Origin of the sequence: Pseudomonas sp. CBZ-4, from assembly GCF_000346755.1 — a bacterium.
GTDB lineage: Bacteria > Pseudomonadota > Gammaproteobacteria > Pseudomonadales > Pseudomonadaceae > Aquipseudomonas.
The window spans coordinates 23529-45139 of sequence record NZ_ANNV01000092.1; the positions used below are offsets into that span (position 1 = coordinate 23529).

Sequence of the window (21611 nt, forward strand, 5' to 3'; positions counted from 1 at the left end):
GCTCATCGCTTCAGCCAATAACGGTCGACTGTGGCGCGACTGACACCCAGTCTACGAACGATCTCCATTTTTGCTAATCCTTCGGTTTGCAAAGTCTGGATGGCCAAACGATTATCTTCTGCCCGCTTTCCACGTACCCCGCGGCTCGCACCATGATTGATAACACTACTCAGCAGGCCAGCTCCGACAAGTCGGTTTAAATCACGTTCTTGCTGATGCCGATAGGCTTCAAGGTCGATACCAACCATGCGCGCCTCCACAGCCATAAGCACAAGGCTGAGGGAGATGCCTAGGCATTCGCATAAAGAATAGAGTTTGAGAACAGAAATGGCCAGGCGTCCTTGTTCGACCTTGGCAAGATGATCTCGATTTAGGACTTGTGCACAGCCCTCTCGACTGAGCCCAGCAGCAACCCGGACTTCCCTTATGACCTGCCCCAAAGCCTCCAAATAATCCATCTCTCTTCCGTGTACTCACAAAAGAGAGAATAAAGCCACGCTTTGACGCATCACATCGTGGGGGTATAAAATGCATATATAGCGCGTAAGCTTGGAATCCTCATCCTTCCAGGAACGTTCTACAAATCCTCAAACACTCACAACGCAGTCGAGATGAGTCCTGCGATACCGAATATTTTTCCACTGTGAGTGTACGAGCGGCACGGACTGAATCGGGAATGGGTTGGCAATTGATATACATACTTGACCCTGCAGAACGTAAAGTTTTCACTAGGACACACTGTGAACTAGAGGGGGTGGGATTTCTTATCACCATTACCTCAGCCCAGACAGGGATGAGTGATCGCGCTGCGATGGTCAGCTGTGCGTATGAACTTCAGTACTATATGAATGCTGCTCCTGACGTTGTCATCAGTCACGTGCAGATGCTGTGCCCACCAGCCCTGACCCGTTCCGGCAGATGGAGTTTGGAGGACCTGGACCAAATTATTTGCTTCCAAGGCATAGCAACTCAAGAAAGTGCTGTTGTATATCGCACCTCTCGCGGTGTTTACAAAATGGGAGAGCTGGACCTTCGCAAAAAAAAGACATCACAGGTGTGGTTCTCGAAAAAGCGCTTGGAAAATCACCGCCCTAGGATATCAGTGCCGGCTCCCAAATCAGCCAGTCACCAGATGTACGCTCCCCTCTACCTGAGGCGCAAGTCGACGATCAGTCCCAAGTTCGCTTAAGTCTCCTGGCTCCTTACCGAGGAGCTTTCTGATGTCAGATTTCAAACGTGCCGCCGAAGCTCTGTCGGATGCCCGCGAAATTGTCGTATGTTGGCGCCGATTGAAAACTGACCCAATGGGTCAGTTTTCGGTCAGCGGCAACAGATTAGGTTGGATTTTACTTTCCTGGACGCGCCTATTGTCTAGTCGCGGACTCGACAGTGGTTGTTATGGTGGCCTCCTCCCGTCAGTCAAAGTTTGTTGTTAGAAGAGGATTTTCTCCTACTTTGGTTAACGCTTTATGTGGTATCCACGATAGCAAAAGGGTCAAAATAAGGCCCAAGGATGGGCTGATGTTAGACACTTTTTTGTTTGAAAAAGGATTGGTTATCTGGTTCGCACCGCACGCCACTGGTCTTCCTCTAGATGATTCGCAGTTGCAGTGACATCGAGTATGCGGAAGAAGGCCCCGATAGGTAGAGCACCTAATTATAAAACTCAGCAGCTTAGCGTATGTTTAGGATGTCAATTTTTTATTATTAACAGAAGCCATTTATCATTCTGGAAATATCGATATTCAGAATATTCGAATTTCTTGACTTCGGATATGCCTAAGAGTGAATCTTCATTCGCTGTTATCCGTAAACAGGCTGAACAGGCGAAAAACTATAAGGATTTTGTCTTTGGGTAATTAGTCGGAATAGGCGGCAATTTAATATCAATGACTAATTTTCGAAAACGCTCTATTGACGAGCTTGATATTATAAGCGATGCTTTTGAGAGGCTGGTAAACAACGTGCCCCGTAATCATAAAAATTTAGAAATGCAGCGCAAAGCCAAGGTAGAATTCACGTTGTCCGCCGTAGACGACGAGACTGGTAGGTCTCGATCCCTCATAGCTTGATCAAATACTAAATATTATTAAGTGAGGGATATAGTTTTAAAAAATGGAAAAAGAAAATTGCCTCAACGTGGTGAGGCTGCCAAAAAAAATTGAAGAGATAAAACAAGAAAACATTGATCTTAAGAAGCGCTTTGAGTTAGCACTTGAGTCTCAGACCCAGATGCTGTTCGAGAGAACAAGAGCTGAGCGGGAGGCCGGGAAGTGGCTGAAGGCTTACAGGTCTTTACAAGACCAACAACAAGGCGGCAGTAAGATTTTCTCTGCAGTATTCGACAAGTAATTGCCCTATGGCGGCGCCATTTCGATGATGTCAATCTCAAAGTAGTGAATCTGCGGAGCGCCACTTGGGAGCATGAATTTGGCGACATATTAAAATTTAAGGCTTTCCTGACTGCTCTGCTAAAAACACCCTCCTGAACGAACACTTTTAATAGTCTGAATTTGAGCGCTTTATATTGCTACCAAGGATTTTGAACGGGGCATTATTTGAAAGCATCAAATATTATTCGCACGTTCATTATTTTTAATAATGTAAATCTAGCGTTTTTCTAGAACATATCCCACGCCTCTAAGTGTGTGAATTAACTTACTCTCAAAAGGGTCGTCCATCTTGGCTCTAAGTCTTCTTATGGAAACCTCAACGACATTAGTGTCGCAGTCAAAATTCATATCCCACACTTGAGATATGATTTGTGTGCGGCTCAGAACAATGCCCGTATTCCGCATTAGATAGTGCAGCAGAGCAAACTCCTTTGTTGTTAAGTCTATACGCTGACCATCTCTGAACGCTCTGTGGCGGCTTTGATCCAACTCAAGGTCAGCTACGCGAATAATTTCTACAGATGCAGCACTATCCGACCTACGCATCAATGCGCGAACTCGAGCAAGCAATTCGGGGAATTCGAAGGGTTTAATTAGGTAGTCATCAGCTCCATTCTCCAAACCTCTGACTTTATCGATTAGTCGGCTGCGGGCAGTGAGCATCATAATACGCGAAGAGCAATCTTTCCGTCGTAATAGTTCTAGAACTTGCCAACCATCCATCTCTGGAAGATTGATATCTAGAATAATGAGTTCGTACATGTGCTGCTTGGCCAGAAATAGCCCGTCAGAGCCGGTATGTACGCAATCCACTACATATCCGCACTCAGTGAGGCCCTGGCGTACATATTCAGCAGTTTTTACTTCATCCTCAATTACCAGAATTCGCATTGGATTTTGTCTCGATATTACTCAGCAGTTTTAACCACGCAAGTGCGCAGTCATCATTGGGGGGAATGGTAAATCAAAACTAACTGTCCGTGGCTTAAATAACGGACTTGTAATTGTTAAGCAATACGCTTGATAACCTCGCAGGTTAATGTGTCGCCATCTGGGTTTGTCAATTGCGGACCCTCCCCCATTAGGTGAATTTACCTTATGAAATATTGGGTTGTTCTATTTGTCGTGGGCGCTCTGTTCCGTTCAGATGATGGGGTCGACTCTCACGTTGAGGACGTGGGCCACTGGTGCAGCCATGAACTCCATCGGGATGCCATGCACATCCTTGAACAGGTATTGGAATTTTAGTAAAAAAAAACGCCCCGAAGGGCGTAAAATATTCACCTTTTACCAAAGGAGCATTTAAGCAACTCAAGGTGAATTCGTTGAACTAGCGATTTGCTTTTCAGAAGTTCCGGCTGGAGGAGTAGCAGAGCAACGCAATGGCTTATAGTACCGAAAGTGGGTATTCAACGATCAGGCGCACTTCATCCAAATCCGATTCGAAAGCAGTTGCTCGTGTATTTGCTTGGCGCAATCTCAAAGAAAGGTCTTTGGCAGCTCCTGTTTGCACTACGTATTTAACCTCAATGTCACGCTCCCAACGTTTCTGATTGGTGAGCGGATTGCCATTGTCATCGGTACGCATGTAAAACTGATTGGCATTAGAGTAGTCCGCGCCAGAGCCTTTGGCATAGCGAGTCATGAACGAAAGGCCTGGAATACCGTAGTCGGTCATGTTTAGGTCGTAGCGCAGCATCCAAGAGCGTTCTTTTGGCGAGTTGAAATCGCTGTACTGAATTGAGTTGTCGACGAATATCGAGTCTGATTGACGTAAATAGTCGAAATCGTCATCGCCATTGTTACGCTGATGCGACAGTGCGAGGGTGTGTGCACCATACCTGACGCCGAGCTTGGCGCTCCAGATATTATTATCGAACTCACCCAAACGTTTCTTGCCTTCGTCAACAGCTTTATAGTAATTAAAGCCGCTGATCAGGGTCAAATCATTGCTAAGCGGGTAGGAGACGCTTGTCCCGGCGTAGTATTGATTCCATACATCTTTTAGCTGGCTGGCATAGAGACTTACAGTAACACTGTCGTTGACCTTGTAATCGCCGCCACCGTAACCGATCCAAGGCGAGTTGACTGGGCCGCCATAGAAGGTCACGAAGTTATCGTTCAGGTCGCTGGATACTGGTTGGCTCATCGCGTGTAGTCTACCACCCTGCAGGGTGAGGCCTTGCATGCTGGTGTTTTCAACCGTTACACCGCGGAAGCTTTCTGGCAGTAGACGTGCGTCTCCTGATGCAACGACTGGTGTCGCTGGGAAGACATCACCCAATTTCACTACGGTATCGAACAGGCGGACTTTGGCAGCCCCCCCAACCTTCGTGTATTCATCACGGGCCTGGCCCTTTCCATCAACTGGCAACACATCGAAGGAGCTTCGGCCGCCGTTACGGCCATCGCCTGTATCGAGCTTGAGGCCGATCATAGCGAAGGCATCTAAACCAAAGCCGACGGTGCCTTGGGTGAAGCCCGAGTTGAATTTAGAAATTATCGCATGCGCCCAAGCTTCAGAATATCCGTTGGTGTTTCCCTTGCCGCTATTGAACGTTGGCGCAGAAGAGCTGCGATTATCACGATTGAAATAGAAGTTTCGGTTTAAAACAGTGAGGCTGCTACCGTCAATAAAACCTTCTGATGACTTATCTTCCGCGTTTGCTATAGCTGTATAGCTTATGGAAAAAGCAGAAGCTGCCAACACACACAACGGTACTTTAATTTTCATTTGATGCCCCTTTGATTACGGCAGCTTTTATTTTGATTTACCGACACGGCTATATTTTTTTTGTGGCCCGGCCGGGCACCTGCGTAGGACCTGACATGATAGTTGCAGATCAAAGATAACGGATTGGTGATAGAAAAATTACAATTTGGCAATCTAATTGTTATCTGTCGTATTTAAGGACGTTTTGTAGCTGCGGACTGATTTACTCAATAGCTTGTCCCGTGCGCAACTGGGCGGGAAATTTTAATGTCGAACGTACTTTCTAACGAAATTGTAATTTTACAGCCACCCCACTGATAGCGATCGCTGATTAGAGTGCCATCACCTGATCCAGTGGAGCTTGGCGGCTGTAAATACGTTCTCGCCAAGCTTTATCAAAGTTTGTGCACGAGGACCATAAAGTGCCCTGGTATAATCACAACGTTTTATCTAAAACCTCTGTCTTTGTCTTTCCCTTGAGAGCCATTGCATTCTGTACGCTCCTTTCAGGAGCGATCGTGCCAGCCGCATTTGCTCAGAGTATTAGCCTGGCCGAAGCGCTTTCCACTGCAATGGATGCTAACCCCGATCTTGCAGCTGCGCGTCAGGAAATCGGCATCTCGGAAGGAGTTCGCAAGCAAGCGGGACTCATCCCTAATCCTGAAATTTCGTATGACGTGGAAGACACCCGTCGTAATACAAGCACGACCACAGTCACCCTTAGTCAGCCTTTAGAGTTGGGTGGCAAACGAAGTGCTCGTATCGAAGTTGCCACCTACGGTCAAACCGTCGCGCAGCTAGAGCTGGACCGACGAGTCAATGGTCTTCGTGCGGATGTTGTCCAGTTTTTCTACGCCGCCTTAAGGGCTCAGACAGGCTTGAACCTGGCAAAACAATCTTTGGAGCTCACCGAACGCGGTCTGCGCATAGTCGATGGTCGGGTGCGCGCCGGTAAGTCCTCACCGGTGGAGGCTACGCGCGCCCAGGTGCAGTTGGCTGAAGCCAAGTTACAGGTAAGGCGCGCTGAAACAGCGAAGTCAACGGCTTACCAGCAATTGGCCCAGGTAATAGGCAGCTCGGCTACTGCATTTGATCGTCTGGACTCGCCAAACCTATCTCCCGGCATTCCGCCGCAGGCCGCAGAATTATTGGCGAAGCTTGATCAAACTGCAGAGATGCGACAGGCGCTTGCTCAAATAGACAAGAGCGATGCCTCACTCGGGTCGGAAAAGGCCCAACGTATCCCGAATCTCACTGTGAGTGTGGGTAGCCAATATGACCGGTCTGTTCGCGAGCGGGTCAACCTCGTGGGGCTGTCGATGCCTTTGCCGCTCTTTGATCGTAATCAGGGCAACATTCTTTCCGCTTCTCGCCGCGCAGATCAGGCCCGAGACCAACGAAACGCTGTAGAGCTAAGGCTACGCTCCGAAACCCAAACCGCAGTTAACCAGTGGGCTACCGCCATGCAAGAGGTCGAGTCTTACGACAAGACGATTCTGCCTTCAGCTCAACTGGCCGTGGATACCGCAACGCGTGGATTTGAGATGGGCAAATTCGGCTTCATCGAAGTGCTGGATGCGCAGCGCACCTTGATAGTCGCTCGTGGCCAGTACCTCGACTCGTTGGCGGCTGCAACCAATGCGCGTGCGCAGGTGGAAAGGGTTTATGGCGACGTCGGATCGAATGCCAGTTTTCGCTGAACGCCTAGACATTTTCCTCGGTACGCGTCTTTGAATAAGCCGCTACCTACGATCAGCAGGAGTAACAATGGACAACAAACGTAAGATCGCACTGGCGGTAGTCGCTGTGGCAGCCCTTGGATTTGGCAGCTTCGCCTGGAACTCTAGTTCTGAGCAGCCGCCAGCCAGTAATGCCGAACACGGCGCTGAGGACGGCCATGAGCATAAGAAGATTGCCGCAGCACCCGCTGAAGAGGGGGGGGATGATGGCCACGGTGAGGAGGGCCACAGCGACAGCGAAAAGGGAGAGGAGGAAGAAGGCAAGATGACGCTTAGCGCTGAGCAGATCAAGGCTGCCGGTGTCGTCCTCGAAGCTGCGGCTCCCCGTGAACTTAGCACCGTCGTGACTTTTCCTGGCGAGATACGGTTTGACGAGGACCATACAGCGCATGTCGTGCCTCGCGTACCTGGCGTTGTAGAAAGCGTTCAGGCCAACCTCGGAGAGTCGGTTAAGAAGGGGCAAGTCCTTGCGGTGATTGCGAGTCAACAGATCTCCGATCTACGCAGTGAGCAACAAGCCGCTCAACGACGTGTAGAACTGGCACGTTTGACCTTCGACCGCGAGAAACAGTTGTGGCAGGACAAAATCTCCGCCGAACAGGATTACCTCCAGGCTCGTCAAGGGTTGCAAGAGGCAGATATATCCTTGGCCAATGCTAAGCAAAAGGTCGGAGCTATCGGGGCATCGGTCAATTCTGCCGGCGGTAACCGCTACGAGCTTCGCGCGCCCTTCGACGCAGTTGTCGTGGAGAAGCACCTGACCGTCGGTGAGGTTGTCAGCGAGGCAACCAACGCTTTCATTCTTTCAGACCTCAATCAGGTGTGGGCAACCTTCGCAGTTCCTCCGAGCGATTTGGGGAAGGTTGTGACAGGCCGTGCGGTAAAGGTTTCTTCGCCTGACATGAAGGCTGAGGTGGACGGCAAGGTTGGTTATGTAGGCAGCCTCCTGGGTGAGCAGAACCGTGCAGCGACCGTTCGCGTCACGCTGACCAATCCAAATGGAGCCTGGCGACCAGGCCTTTTCGTAAGCATCGCGGTCACTTCACAGACTGATCGGGTGGCCGTAGCCGTTCCAGAATCCGCAGTGCAGACCGTTGAGGAAAAGCCTGCGGTATTCGTCAGGACCACTGAGGGATTTGACACTCGCACGGTAACGCTTGGTCGCCGTGCAGGTGGCTATGTGGAAATAACCGAAGGCCTCCAATCCGGCGCCCAAGTGGCAGCCAGTGGCAGCTTCACGCTCAAGTCCGAGCTCGGCAAGGCTAGTGCCGAGCACAGTCACTGATGCGAACTGACAGGATCATTCCACATGTTTGAACGTCTCATAAGATTCGCCATTGAGCAGCGCATCGTTGTAATGATAGCCGTGCTGATCATGGCCGGTATCGGTGTCTACAGCTATCAAAAGCTGCCTATTGATGCAGTACCAGATATTACCAACGTACAGGTTCAGGTCAACACTGCTGCTCCTGGTTACTCTCCGTTGGAAACCGAACAGCGAATTACCTTTCCAGTTGAAACGGCAATGGCTGGCTTGCCGGGCCTTCAGCAGACTCGTTCCCTTTCTCGCTCTGGACTATCTCAGGTCACCGTCATTTTTGAAGACGGCACCGACATCTTCTTCGCTAGGCAACAGGTCAACGAGCGACTGCAGGTAGCGAAGGAGCAGTTGCCGGATGGCGTAGACGCAGTGATGGGGCCTGTATCAACGGGTCTCGGCGAGATCTTCCTGTGGACTGTCGAGACTGAGAAAGGCGCTGTCAAAGAGGATGGTACGGCCTATACACCAACTGATTTGCGCGTGATCCAGGATTGGATAATCAAGCCACAATTGCGCAACGTCCGGGGTGTGGCCGAGATCAACACCATTGGTGGCTATGCCAAGCAGTACCTGATTGCTCCGGATCCGAAACGTCTGGCCACTTACAAGCTGACTCTTAATGATCTGGTCGCTGCCTTGGAAAGCAACAACGCCAACGTTGGCGCCGGTTACGTCGAGCGCAGCGGTGAGCAGTTGCTCATCCGCGCACCCGGCCAGGTAGGCAGTATCGAAGATATCGCCAATATTGTGATTACCAGTGTCGATGGCGTGCCGATTCGAGTCAGCAATGTCGCTGAAGTCAGCATCGGGAAAGAGCTCCGCTCTGGAGCTGCTACTGAGAACGGTCGAGAGGTTGTATTGGGTACGGTGTTCATGCTGATCGGCGAAAACAGCCGGACAGTATCTCAAGCTGTTGCAGCCAAACTGGCTGACATTAACCGTACCCTACCCAAGGGCGTTGTTGCCGTTACCGTCTACGACCGTACCAATTTGGTTGAAAAAGCCATATCGACAGTGAAGAAGAACCTGATTGAAGGGGCGATTCTTGTAATCGTTATCTTGTTCCTGTTCCTCGGTAACATCCGTGCGGCACTGATCACTGCCATGGTGATCCCGTTGTCCATGTTGTTCACGTTTACAGGCATGTTCAACAACAAGGTCAGTGCCAACTTGATGAGCCTTGGCGCACTCGACTTTGGCATCATTGTTGATGGGGCGGTAGTGATTGTCGAGAACGCAATCAGGCGCCTGGCTCATGCACAAAACAAGCATGGGCGGATGCTCACCAAAGCCGAGCGCTTTCACGAGGTTTTTGCAGCTGCACGGGAAGCTCGCCGCCCCTTGATCTTCGGTCAGCTGATTATCATGGTTGTGTATTTGCCGATCTTTGCACTCACCGGTGTCGAAGGAAAAATGTTCCACCCCATGGCATTTACCGTGGTGATGGCACTTGTCGGCGCGATGATTCTCTCCGTAACCTTTGTTCCTGCGGCAATTGCCATGTTCGTCACAGGCAAGGTCAAGGAAGAAGAGGGGATGGTGATGCGTATTGCACGGCAGCGTTACGCTCCCGTTCTGCAGTGGGTGCTTAAGCATAGAAGCATCGCATTTTCCGCCGCCATAGCCTTGGTCGTTCTAAGTGGTGTGCTCGCGAGCCGAATGGGCAGTGAGTTCATTCCGAGTCTGAGTGAAGGGGATTTTGCGCTGCAGGCTTTACGAGTACCGGGGACTAGCTTGACTCAGTCCGTAGACATGCAGCAGCGCTTGGAAAAAGCCGTCATTGAGCAGGTGCCTGAGGTCGAGCGAATGTTTGCCCGTACCGGCACAGCGGAAATTGCTTCCGATCCAATGCCGCCGAATATCTCAGACGCTTACGTGATGCTGAAGCCGAAAGACCAGTGGCCAGATCCCAATCGATCGCGTGAAGAGCTAATTGCTGAAGTTCAGAAAGCTGCAGCAAGTGTGCCTGGCAGCAACTATGAGTTGTCCCAACCTATTCAACTGCGCTTCAACGAACTCATTTCGGGTGTCCGCAGTGACGTGGCCGTCAAGGTGTTCGGCGATGACATGGACGTTCTAAATCGAACAGCAGCGAAGATAGCCACTGCATTAAAGGGTGTCCAGGGGTCTTCGGAGGTGAAGGTAGAGCAGACTACAGGCCTGCCTGTACTTACCATCAATATTGATCGGGAGAAGGCAGCACGTTACAGCCTGAACATCGGCGCAGTGCAAGATGCGATTGCAATCGCAGTAGGTGGTCGTCAGGCCGGCACGCTTTATGAGGGCGATCGCCGCTTCGATATGGTGGTACGTCTATCTGAAACACTGCGTACAGATGTAGCGGGGTTGTCCGGCTTGCTGATTCCCGTGCCGCCGAATGCGGCACAAGGGGCGAATCAAATCGGCTTCATTCCGCTGTCCCAAGTGGCTAGCCTGGATCTGCAGCTAGGTCCGAACCAGATAAGCCGAGAGAACGGTAAGCGTGTTGTTGTGGTCAGCGCAAACGTTCGGGGGCGTGACCTTGGTTCGTTTGTTGAAGAAGCGAGCAGTGCTCTGGCAACCGGCGTGGAGATTCCCGCTGGCTACTGGACCACGTGGGGTGGTCAGTTCGAGCAACTGCAGTCAGCAGCCAAACGTCTGCAGGTAGTTGTTCCGGTAGCTTTGCTGTTGGTCATGACGTTGTTGTTCTTGATGTTCAACAACCTCAAGGATGGCATGCTGGTCTTCACCGGGATCCCATTCGCACTCACGGGTGGCGTAGTCGCGCTTTGGCTGCGGGATATCCCGCTGTCGATCTCGGCAGGGGTCGGATTCATTGCGCTTTCCGGTGTAGCTGTGTTGAACGGTTTGGTAATGATTTCCTTTATCCGCGGACTACGTGAGGAAGGGCGTACCCTACGTCACGCAGTTGATGAAGGCGCATTGACTCGATTACGGCCAGTGCTGATGACTGCCCTTGTTGCATCCCTGGGATTCATACCTATGGCACTGGCAACCGGTACCGGTGCAGAGGTTCAGCGGCCGCTGGCTACAGTCGTGATCGGCGGTATCTTGTCCTCCACCGCACTTACCTTGCTGGTGTTGCCTGCTCTGTATCAATGGGCACATCGCAAGGATGATGACGGCGATGAAGCAGAAAGCTGATAGCCGATAAACAAAAGCCCACAACAACAGTTGTGGGCTTTTTCGTTTTTATAGGGTCGATATTTCACCTTTCAAAATTGTAAGTTTTCCGTCATGCCGGTGATGCCTATGAATTGATAAGGTTGCATCCAGTGACATTGATATCGAGAGAAACTTATGAAAAAGCTTATTGTTGCAGCTGCACTTGTTTTTTGCTCTATGACTTCGCAAGCCACTACTTTTTCGGAGAAGAAGCAGATGGAATACATCCAGGAGCACCAAAGTGCCGTGGCTGCCTACGCGAAAAAAAATAACAAGCCTATGCCAGAGATTGTCGACTATAAATACGGCATGAAGATTGATGTAGAGAAATTCGTACGTCAATCCCAGGACCCTCGTACTTGCCAGATTTATTCACGATTGATGAGCTACGAAGACCCCCAGGGTGAACTCAAGACGATTCGCTATTCTGTATTCTCGCAATGCCCGAATAACAAAAGCTGAATTTTTTGAATGGCTAGGCATTTAATAAGCGCCAGGCAATGCCTGGCGTTTTTTAAGGCGCCTGGAGTGGTACTAGGCAAAAATTGTTGCACCGACGGTGCTACTCGCCCTCAAGCCTTAATACGTTATAGCTAATATACTTGGTTGGAACACCTGCATTCAGAACGATCGAGTTCATAACATCTGGTTGACCCTCCTGACGGCTAAGCAATAGTAACTTTCCCTAGATTAACCTGATCGCAGCTTGCTCAGAGTGAGCTTTTGGTACTTAACCTTTTGAATATTTTGATATTAAGACGGCTAAAATTGGCGAGGCCGAATGATTGGGGCAGTGTATTTCTAAGACTTCGACCTGTGGAGTAAATTGGAAGCTTGTGGTATGTGGGAAATCCTAGAAGCGTACAATTGTGATTCCAGTCTCTCTGCACTAACTAATCTCTGCGATAGACAAACTTACTATGTGGTCACCCATTCAACTCGCAGCAGGGTAATGTGGGGTATCTATACTTGTGATATGGATTATCTGTTTTTTTCAAAATTGTAATTTTCGAGTCATGTTGAAGTTATTCAGCTCTGAAATCACATGTAATTTTCACTTTTTTTTCACTTTGAACTCCTTAAGCTTCGCAGATGGAAAATAAAAACTTGCCTATTGTAGCGTTATTTATTCGTTATCTAGGGGTCGGATCTATTGCAACGGGAATGCATTACTCTGTTTTCCTTGCACTGGTCGCGAGCGGGTTTGCTGATCCAGTGTTGGCCAGCGTTAGCGGAGGCGTCTTAGGCGCGTTTGTTAGCTATGTTGGTAATAAAAGGCTCTGCTTTATAGCGAAGGGAGATTGTAAGCTTCAACCCATTAGGTTTTTGCTGATTTCGTTGGCGACAAACCTCGGTAATGGAATGGGCATGTGGGTCTTAATTAAAATTGACCTGTCACCGTTTATATCCCAGATATTGGTGACGTTAATCCTAACTGCGCTCGGATTCATCGCACACCGTTTCTGGACATTCAATCATGCAGACATTACATCGGCTTTCCGAACGCCCTGATCCTTTGTTAACCATTGTGGTGCCCTGCTTTCAAGAAGAGCAAACCATTCCCGAATTTCACAAGCGCATCACCCGCGTCGTAAGGTGTTTGCCTGTCTCGTGCGAGATTCTTTATATCGACGACGGAAGCAATGACCGTACTGCAGACTTACTTCGCCACTATCAGGATGGATCTGATGTACGCTGCCTGTTCCTGAGCCGAAACTTCGGCAAAGAGGCTGCGTTAAGTGCAGGCATCGACCACGCGCGCGGTAGCGCATTGATCTTTATTGACGTGGACCTGCAGGACCCGCCTGAACTCATTACGAGCATGGTGCACCACTGGCAGATGGGTTACGACGTTGTGAACATGCAACGCGACTTGCGAACCGGCGATTCCTTGCTAAAGCGCATGAGTGCGCGCAGTTACTACTGGATCATGCAGCGACTGGTGGAGAAAGTTGATCTCCCGGCGGATGTCAGTGACTTCCGTCTGATTGGCCCTGCGCCATTGGCTGCATTGAGAGCGCTAGACGAACGCTCCAGAATTCTTAAGAGCCTGATCGGCTGGGTGGGTTTTCGTACCATAGAGCTACCCTACAATCGCACTTTTCGTCATGCGGGTAATACCAAATGGAACGCCGCTGGGCTGTTCAATCTAGCCATTGAAAGTGTTCTCAGTTTCTCTCGAAAGCCGCTGCGTATATTCAGCCTCATTAGCTTCGGCTTCTTCGTCTCCAGTATCTGTTTCCTGCTCGCAGCGCTCGTGGCAGGCTCCTTCGACATCCATCACTTGCTGCTCGGAATGGCTTCATTTATGTGCTTGGGGGTTGCCATGGTGGGCGAGTACTTGGGTGTGACGCTCGCGGAAGTCAAACGCCGACCGCTTTATTTTTTGAAGAGCAATAACAAAGCAACCCCCGTGACTATTCACCCTCCGGTTTCCTCGATCGAGAGTAAGAAATGCTGAACTTGAAAAACGAGCGGACACTGCTGTGGATCCTAATCTCGATTCTGCTTTTACGTCTTCTGGGGCTGGGAGCATATCCCCTGATGGATACGTCCGAAGCACGCTATGCCGAAATGGCACGCAAGATGGTCGAACTGAATGACTGGATTACCCCAATGTTCGATTATGGAGTACCGTTTTGGGGTAAGCCGCCACTGTCTTTCTGGACTCAGGCAGCGAGCATGAAGTTATTCGGTATCAACGAATTCGCTGCCCGATTTCCAGCTTGGCTACTTCACCTAGCAAGCTGCTTTATCATCATTAAGCTCGCGACCCAGGAGATGTCGCGCAGGGCTGGCATCTGGGGAGCCATCATCTTCTCAAGCACGACACTGGGCCTGGTATCCAGTGGTGTTGTACTGACTGACCCTGTTCTGTCGTTCTCGATACTGCTTGCTAGCTATGGTTTTTGGCGTTGGATGAAGTGTGCAGGCAAAGCGGATGCCTATCTGATGTTCTTAGGTCTTGGCTTGGGCTTACTCGCTAAGGGACCACTGACACTGGTGTTGATGGGCATGCCGGCGTTCGCCTGGATCGTCATCCACAAAGAATGGAATCGGATGATGATGCTTCCGTGGGTAACCGGGATTATTCTCATGCTCGGTATTTCTGTGCCTTGGTATGTCGCGGCCGAAATAAAGACGCCTGGGTTCATGGAATATTTTTTTGTTGGTGAACACTGGAGCCGATATGTAATTAGTGATTGGGCTGGGGACCTATATGGCAGTGCACATGCCAAGCCATATGGCACCATCTGGATCCAGCTCGGTCTGTCGCTGTTGCCTTGGGCATTTTTCCTGCCTCTAATGATTCGCAGAAGAGCATCGATGCGGCGTTTCGAGGCTTATATGTGGCTCTGGGCATTGGCCACGCCTCTCTTCTTCACGTTCTCTGGCAACATTCTCTGGACCTATCTGCTCCCGGCTCTACCCGCCTGGGCGCTGCTTCTTGCAGGGCGAATCAGTGAAGTCGGCCTTTATACCAGCCGGGCTGCTGCAGCGAGCGCTTTCCTGCTGCCAATTGTGGGCGCAGGTATCATTTACGCTGGAGTACTAGACGAACGCCCTCAAAACCAGCGAGATGTGGTTGACGCCTGGTTCAAAGCACAGTCGGCTCAATCGGGTGCCCTGATCTATCCTGGCCGTCGTTCGTATTCTTCTGAGTTTTATAGTAGGGGAATGTCCGAAAACATCAAAGATCCTGATGAGTGGCCTCGCAACAGCTTTTTCTATCTTTCCAGGCGTTTGCGCGACAGCAATGCTGATCTGCCTACAGGCCTAGGTTGCGTAAGAGTTACCGAAACGAACGCAAGCCTACTGCTTCTTTGTCGTTGGGAGAATACTGGGCCAAGATAGTGAAGATTTTGCAGCAGATGGCGTAGCGGGCTCTAATCGAAAATGATCATCCGATGAAGGACATACTCAAAGCGTGACGTTATTTCAGATTTAAAAGAACAATAAGTCTTAGAGATAATCTCTGTATCTGAGTAGTTCCGTCTATCACCGCTGGAATAGCTAACACTAAATGTAAGAAAAAGCCAGATATTAATCTGGCTTTTCGTCGATACGAATCGTCATTTTACATCTAACCGCCTATTAGTTGTCGGCTTGCTCCTGACGATCCTGACGCTCTTCCTGCTTTTCTTGAGCAACTTTCTGTTTACCTTGCTCCGAGGAGTCAGGGCCCCACAAGCGAGCCTGTTCGGCTCGGAAGTTTTCCTTGAACTGCTTAGTTCGCTCGAAACCATCTTCAGCAAACGCGAAACCTGTAAGCCCAATTAGCAGGCTGCCAATAGAGAAGTATTTTACGAATTTCATTGAAGCCTCGATATTCACTAGGTCTGCCTTGATAGCATCCTTTGTTGGTTACTAGTCTAGGATTACGAAGCTAACGGCAAGGTGAGTTAATAATTACAATTTCGTAATTTTACGCTTGGCGAGAAGGTTTAAGTCTTCCAGGCGATAACAAAAGACGATGAAGAGCTGGGGCTTTTATTAATTTTCAATTTTGATATCCGGTGCATTAACACTGTAGGCTTTTCTTGCTTGCCAAGGAGCTAATCATGTTCGTTTTAGAGCCCTGAGTGGCAGAAGTCTTTGATTTTCGCCCATGCATCAAGACTCAATTTACAGCTAAGTGAGCTTTCATTTCACATTAGGGCGCGCGACGCGGTCGGGGGGAGATCAATTGATTTTTTTCCATGAATTTACGATCTCCGCCGCATATTCCGGGGGAAGGTGCAAGAGAGAAGGTGCGGCCTCATGCCGTCGAGATCGACTTACAGTTCGAAGCATTTCAAATTCTGCAGAGTGTAGCGGGGTCTCTGATCGTTGAGCGCTAGGCAAAAGCAACGGTTGCGAATTATTCGGTCTGAAGTTCAGAGACCGTCGGTTTTCTACGCGCCATGTGAGGATTCTGGCGATAGAGTTTTTTTCTCGCATAACGTCAGTGAGTCCTTGAGCACCCACGCGTCGGCTACGTCTCAGGCATTCGCACCTGCACCTAGAGCGAAGGGGGCCCATCTATAACCGGGCCTTCTTCGTTACACGGAGCTAAGCTGGCTTCATTTCTTGTTGTTTCATTTGAACTTCGGGGAAGTTAAGGTGAAACCAAGTGAAATTCTGATCCGTAACTTCCACGCTTGCCGAACCCTGATGCAAAATCATGATTGACTGAACGATAGCTAAGCCAAGACCGGTGCCACCCTCGCTTCGTGCTCGACTTTTGTCCACCCGGTAAAATCGCTCGAACAAATGCGCGTGGTGTTCCTTGGCGATCCCACGTCCCGGATTGCCAACACTCAATGTGGCGCCGTCAGCACCACGTTGAACCTTCACGTAAACCGTCCGACCACGAGGGCAGTAGCGGATCGCGTTCGAGACCAGGTTCGAGACGGCTCGCTGAATCATTATCTGATTACCATGCACCACGTCTCCACTTCCTGCGATCTGGAGCTGTATCTCACCTTCTTCGGCCGAAATGCTGAACAGATCGCAGACCCGCTGAGTTTCGTCGATTAGAGATACGCTTCCGAACTCTACCATTGACGCTGGGTGGCTGACTTGGGCTAGGAATAGCATGTCGGAAACCATCCGGCTCATGCGATGTAGCTCTTCTGTGCACGACTCTAGGACCTCTCTATACTCAGGGAGGGATCGTTCCCGGGTTAACGCGACCTGAGCTTTACCCATCAGGTTAGACAGTGGTGCCCGCAGTTCGTGAGCAAGGTCGTCAGAGAACTGCGAAAGCTGCTGAACTCCGTCGTCTAAACGCATCAGCATGATGTTAATTCCATCGGCGAGATTCTTAAGTTCTGCCGGCATCCCCTTTGTTGGAAGGCGATGCTCAAGGCTCTCGGTGGAAATCCTTGAGGCGACCTTCAGGAACTTGGTGAGGGGGAGCAGTCCTCTGCGTACAGTCCACCACCCAATTGCCAAGATCAGCATGAGAATAAGAGGCGACACCATTAATGCCCAGGTGAGCAACGCATCAAGAAGGGCATGGTTAGATGACTGGTCCATGGTCATGAATACACTAACTTCGGTTCCATCGCCTAAGCGCATGACTCGTGAGGCGCTCATTAGCGGGCGGCCCGTCGAGTCGCGCCACTCTCGCTGCTCCGCCTGTTCGGTAGGCTGGAATTTGTGCACTTCCATGTTGACTTGCTTCGAGCCTATCGAGAGCAATGGAGTTAGAGTTTGTGTCGATTCGAAGATGCTGACGTAAAGATTGTTATGCCCCATGACCAAGTCAACAAGCTGGTGGGCGTCTGCATTTACACCAGAAATAGCAGTGATTGCGGAAAGGTTGTGAGCCATGCCTGCCATTTTCACTTCGAGGTCGGTTCGGGCGTTTCTCTCAAGAGCTTGGCTCACCATCAGATAACCGAAGGTGGCGAAAAGAAGCAGCAACGCCGCACTCATCATTCCAACTTTGAATCCCACCTTCACAGCGAGGCTGAAAGGCCTCATGTACGCTCCTCCAACACGTATCCGACGCCTCGAAGTGTGTGTATGAGCTTGGTCTCAAATGGATCATCAATTTTTGAGCGCAATCTCCGGATGGCGACATCAATGACGTTAGTATCGCAGTCAAAATTTACGTCCCAGACCAACGAGATTATTTGCGAACGGGCAAGCGCTTCGCCTGTTCTGCTCATTAGTAGGTGCAGGAGAGCAAATTCCTTTGTGGTGAGATCAATGCGTGTCGCTCCTCGGCATACTCTGTGGCGCAAGGAATCCAATTCCAAATCCGCAACTATAAGTGTGCTCTTCTCGACAAGCTCATCGCCACGCCTTTGCAGTGACCGGATGCGAGCAAGCAATTCGGGGAACTCAAAGGGCTTGACGAGATAATCATCTGCACCACCATCCAAGCCCCTAAGCTTGTCATTAATGCGTCCGCGGGCAGTCAGCATGATGATGCGAACCCGGCTAGTTTTTCTGATAGTTTCCAAGAGGTCCCAACCATCGATGCCAGGGAGGTTCACATCTAGGAGTACGAGCGAATAAACAATCGTATTGAACAAGTGAAGAGCATCAACACCATTGTGTACAATGTCTACGACGTACCCGCTTTCGGATAGACCCTGCTGAATATATTCCGCGGTTTTAATCTCGTCTTCCACAACTAGTACGCGCATAACTTATCTCAAGGTGTGAGTAAGGAGTGGGCCGAGCTCTCCCTGATCGTGATTTAAGGCCAGTTTAAAGTTTCTCTGCGTGCTTGGCATGTGGTGATTTCTACCTATATCAATACGCCGTGATCAACTCAGGATGCTCAAATATTAACGCGAAATAGTGGGTTTTGGCGAAAAATTACAAATTTTTAATTTGATCGCAAGGCCACTGAAAGTTGTGGCGATTTAAATTATTGGTGCAGCATAGCTTTGATCAATCAGGTAGTTGAGCACTGCCACGACTGGCGGATGCACCAGACTATTCTGCTCGAGAGCCGCTGGATATTTTTTTGGTCAGTTCCATTGTGATTTGGCATCAATCGATCCGAGTAAAAATTATATTCCTGCTTAACGTGCCAATATTTTAGTTTTGTAACCTTCAGCTGGTGGCATTGTTGCTAACGCAACGTGACAATAAAATAATTTTTAATTGACCTGTCTCTCGACGCTAAGTAATGAGCCAAAATTAATCTAAATTTTTGGTGCTGACGCCTTCAATATTAATCCTACGATTTAATTTTTCTAGGTTGACTAGTGTGGAGGAATTGGAGTGTCCTTATGGAAGTCCGTATTCTCCATTTGAATTGTGCAATGGTGAATGTCGAACGCATGACTTACCGCATTGATTACATCTGCTAGCGCAGCATCTCGATCTACTGAGTCGCGAACTACAACGTGCGACGTCAGTACGTTGCGACCGCTACTTACAGCCCAAACATGTAGATCATGAACGTCTGTGACACCATCGACACGTAGAATCGTCGACTCGATCTCCTTAATGTTGAGGCCGCCAGGAACCCCTTCCATAAGGATTCCCAAACTCTCGCGCATTAGCTGCCAAGTGCGCGGCAGCACCCATACTCCGATCGCTACGGCGACGACCGTATCGATCCAACTCCAACCTGTAAACCGGATTATAAGTGCGGCAATTATCACGCCCAATGACCCAAGCATGTCGCTCCAAACTTCGAGATAGGCTCCCTTGACATTCAGACTTTCATTACTCGCTGAGGAGAGCAAGCGCATCGATATCAGATTTACAACAAGGCCCCCAATAGCGATCCACATCATCGCGCCGGTTGCGATCTCAGAAGGTATTAGGAAGCGTTGATAAGCTTCGTACAAAATGTAAATAGCCACCATGAAGAGCAATAGGGCGTTGAATGTGGATGCTAAAATTTCCAGGCGAGCATAGCCAAAAGTTCGTTTCTGATCTGCTGGCCGCTTGGCTATTTGAAGCGCAATCAACGAAATCATCAGGGCGGCAGTATCTGTAAGCATATGCGACGCGTCGGACAGCAATGCTAAGCTGCCAGTAATCCATGCTCCGATCACTTCAGCAATCATGAAGCTGCCTGTCAAGGCCAGTGCCATGACTAGCTTTTTCTGGTGACCTTCACTTAGCGCTGCAGCGCCATGAGAGTGATTAGATGCCACATACTTCTCCTTCCGTAACGTAGAGGACGCACACTTGCCCTGCTATGGAGCTACGTGTTTCCTAAATATAGCTTAATTAAGTATTCTGTTCGCCGACTTTTAGAAAAAATCATATTTTGGTCAGGTATAGGATAAAATAACGACTTTACGAATGCTGAGTTTTAAGCGCCATGCTAAACGGTGGCTACGTTTCAAGTGGTAGATTGCTACTGATTTTGATCATAAGGCGACTCAGGCGAAATCAAAAGGTCTAGGCGGGATTCTGTCGGGATTGTAATTACGCGGTCATCGTGTCGTTATGAGTGAGTGGCTACACTAAAATTGTCGGAAAACTTTAGGCTCTCACAGAATATTCCTGACTCCCATACGCTACCAGCCAGGATTAGGTATAAATCGCTACGTGCTTTAAATAAAGACTGGGCGTTACGCTGCTATTAAATTCTCAGAGTAAGCGATGGGCACAGTACCGCCCGCGCTATCTAGTTTTTGAAACTGTAATCCAGGGCCTTGGCGATGGCCGAACCCTCAGGCACAAGCTATCTTTGGGAGGTCATCCAGGTATGAAGTGCGTCGGTGATTGGCGTTGCTTTTCCTGCCGTATTCGCTGTCGATCACCCGGTTTCAGCTCACAGACTTCTCGTTCAACTTCGTATAAGGCCGCGATGTAGGGCAGTGCTTTTTCGGCGATCTAGCTCTTGTTGGTCGCATGCAAGTCGAAGAACTTTGCGGGCATAGGCCATGCAGCCGATCTGCGTAACGCCCAGCTCAAAGCCTGCCTTGTAGCCGGCAAAGTCATCGCAGACCAGCTTGCCGTTCCATCCGCCCAAGCAGGCTCGTGCGTGGTAAGCGGTTGGTAACCCACCCAAAGCGAAAACTCTGACGGCAACAATCTAGGCAGGCAGGAGTTCTGACTACTGAGATGCCTGACGGAATGGTAACCGTCCGGCCAAGTCACCTACCGAACTCCAGCATTAAGGGCGATGGTGCCCGCGTATTTTTAAGCGAACGCGATCACCCTTATAGCTAGGATGCCCATGTGCCAACGTAGCTCTTATGCCAACCGTTCAAAGTCCAGGTCGTCCAGAAAGCACAGTGCGGCAAGGTGTGATTGCGGGACGCTTACCGCCGATAAGCGGAAAACCCGAAAATAGTGGTTACGCGGCCATTTTCGGTTAATATTTTCTGAGTGTTTGGCGCACATTTTAAGAAATTCTTGGCGCGGTTAAGAAAATCTAGCCAACGACAGGGAAAAAAATGGGAAATCCAGTGGGTGACACCCATTAGATCAATCCGATGGAGCTACCCACTGGTGCGCCAACAACTGTCCAATTTCACTGGCCCTCTGCGTCGACAACCGCGATAGCCATACGGGTCATGTGCCGTTCATGCGCGCAGACTGAATCAGGCTCATGATTGCCGCAGCCCTTTTTCCGCTACGCAACGACCCTGCGAAGAGCCAGTTTTGCGTCCAAGCGCCATGGCCTAATTTGGTTTTCCGCCCAATTGTTATCTATGGGAACGCTCCCGTCATTGAGTTAGTGCGATAGCGCTGCCCAGCGTTTCAGGCTGTAATCGAGTGCTCTGCTGATGGCCGTAAGCGTTCGGCCAAGTCATCTTCCGAACCTCCACGGCGCTCTCGCATTCAAGCTAATCAAGTGATAAACA

Annotated in this window: 17 protein-coding genes and 1 pseudogene; 9 read left to right on the top strand and 9 right to left on the bottom strand. The window is 49.8% G+C overall.

The window, feature by feature from the left end:
* Positions 1-2 precede the first annotated feature (2 nt).
* Positions 3-458: a helix-turn-helix domain-containing protein gene (locus B348_RS0111105; RefSeq protein ID WP_017736196.1), complete on the bottom strand. Its 456-nt coding sequence runs from the start codon at positions 456-458 to the stop codon at positions 3-5.
* A 296-nt stretch (positions 459-754) separates the two neighbouring features.
* Between B348_RS0111105 and B348_RS1000000132200 the strand changes: the two genes are divergently transcribed.
* Together B348_RS1000000132200 and B348_RS0111115 are read left to right on the top strand one after the other, a co-directional pair.
* Positions 755-1189, top strand: a complete 435-nt coding sequence (locus B348_RS1000000132200) for a hypothetical protein (protein WP_026136727.1) — start codon at positions 755-757, stop codon at positions 1187-1189.
* A 926-nt stretch (positions 1190-2115) separates the two neighbouring features.
* Complete coding sequence (locus B348_RS0111115) at positions 2116-2352, top strand: hypothetical protein (RefSeq protein ID WP_017736198.1); 237 nt, start codon at positions 2116-2118, stop codon at positions 2350-2352.
* A gap of 257 nt (positions 2353-2609) precedes the next feature.
* Here the strand turns inward: B348_RS0111115 and B348_RS0111120 are convergent, their stop codons facing one another.
* Positions 2610-3284, bottom strand: a complete 675-nt coding sequence (locus B348_RS0111120) for a heavy metal response regulator transcription factor (protein ID WP_017736199.1) — start codon at positions 3282-3284, stop codon at positions 2610-2612.
* Between the two features lie 496 nt (positions 3285-3780).
* Positions 3781-5127 carry an OprD family porin gene (locus B348_RS0111125; protein ID WP_026136728.1) on the bottom strand — a complete coding sequence of 449 codons (1347 nt, stop codon included), beginning with the start codon at positions 5125-5127 and terminating at the stop codon, positions 3781-3783.
* Between the two features lie 401 nt (positions 5128-5528).
* Between B348_RS0111125 and B348_RS0111130 the strand changes: the two genes are divergently transcribed.
* The 7 genes from B348_RS0111130 (at position 5529) to B348_RS01000000129900 (ending at position 15186) form a co-directional block, all read left to right on the top strand.
* Complete coding sequence (locus B348_RS0111130) at positions 5529-6806, top strand: TolC family protein (RefSeq protein WP_081609223.1); 1278 nt, start codon at positions 5529-5531, stop codon at positions 6804-6806.
* Positions 6807-6873: 67 nt separating this feature from the next.
* Positions 6874-8130 carry an efflux RND transporter periplasmic adaptor subunit gene (locus B348_RS0111135; protein ID WP_017736202.1) on the top strand — a complete coding sequence of 419 codons (1257 nt, stop codon included), beginning with the start codon at positions 6874-6876 and terminating at the stop codon, positions 8128-8130.
* A gap of 24 nt (positions 8131-8154) precedes the next feature.
* Positions 8155-11310 carry a CusA/CzcA family heavy metal efflux RND transporter gene (locus B348_RS0111140; RefSeq protein ID WP_017736203.1) on the top strand — a complete coding sequence of 1052 codons (3156 nt, stop codon included), beginning with the start codon at positions 8155-8157 and terminating at the stop codon, positions 11308-11310.
* A gap of 156 nt (positions 11311-11466) precedes the next feature.
* Complete coding sequence (locus tag B348_RS0111145) at positions 11467-11793, top strand: DUF2790 domain-containing protein (RefSeq protein WP_017736204.1); 327 nt, start codon at positions 11467-11469, stop codon at positions 11791-11793.
* Between the two features lie 630 nt (positions 11794-12423).
* Complete coding sequence (locus B348_RS1000000130835) at positions 12424-12843, top strand: GtrA family protein (protein WP_081609224.1); 420 nt, start codon at positions 12424-12426, stop codon at positions 12841-12843.
* On the top strand, positions 12809-13792 hold the full coding sequence (locus B348_RS0111150) for a glycosyltransferase family 2 protein (protein WP_026136730.1): 984 nt from the start codon (positions 12809-12811) through the stop codon (positions 13790-13792). The genes B348_RS1000000130835 and B348_RS0111150 overlap by 35 nt, the downstream gene beginning before the upstream one ends.
* Positions 13786-15186 carry a glycosyltransferase family 39 protein gene (locus B348_RS01000000129900; RefSeq protein ID WP_017736207.1) on the top strand — a complete coding sequence of 467 codons (1401 nt, stop codon included), beginning with the start codon at positions 13786-13788 and terminating at the stop codon, positions 15184-15186. The genes B348_RS0111150 and B348_RS01000000129900 overlap by 7 nt, the downstream gene beginning before the upstream one ends.
* Positions 15187-15426: 240 nt before the next feature.
* On the opposite strand, the gene B348_RS0111160 is transcribed toward B348_RS01000000129900, so the two are convergent.
* The 6 genes and pseudogenes from B348_RS0111160 to B348_RS1000000130845 all read right to left on the bottom strand — a co-directional run.
* Positions 15427-15648, bottom strand: coding sequence for a hypothetical protein (locus tag B348_RS0111160; RefSeq protein WP_026136731.1), 222 nt, complete (start codon positions 15646-15648; stop codon positions 15427-15429).
* 735 nt (positions 15649-16383) lie between these two features.
* Positions 16384-17802 carry a heavy metal sensor histidine kinase gene (locus tag B348_RS0111165; RefSeq protein ID WP_017736209.1) on the bottom strand — a complete coding sequence of 473 codons (1419 nt, stop codon included), beginning with the start codon at positions 17800-17802 and terminating at the stop codon, positions 16384-16386.
* Entirely contained in the window at positions 17799-18473 is a 675-nt protein-coding gene (locus tag B348_RS0111170) for a heavy metal response regulator transcription factor (protein ID WP_017736210.1), read from the bottom strand. The genes B348_RS0111165 and B348_RS0111170 overlap by 4 nt, the downstream gene beginning before the upstream one ends.
* 567 nt (positions 18474-19040) lie before the next feature.
* Positions 19041-19946 (bottom strand): cation diffusion facilitator family transporter, encoded by a 906-nt coding sequence (locus tag B348_RS0111175; protein ID WP_026136732.1) that lies wholly within the window; start codon positions 19944-19946, stop codon positions 19041-19043.
* 641 nt (positions 19947-20587) lie between these two features.
* Positions 20588-20812 carry a transposase gene (locus B348_RS1000000131915; RefSeq protein WP_153326449.1) on the bottom strand — a complete coding sequence of 75 codons (225 nt, stop codon included), beginning with the start codon at positions 20810-20812 and terminating at the stop codon, positions 20588-20590.
* A gap of 419 nt (positions 20813-21231) precedes the next feature.
* Positions 21232-21541: pseudogene (locus B348_RS1000000130845) on the bottom strand (transposase); the annotation flags it as partial.
* Positions 21542-21611: the final 70 nt, after the last annotated feature.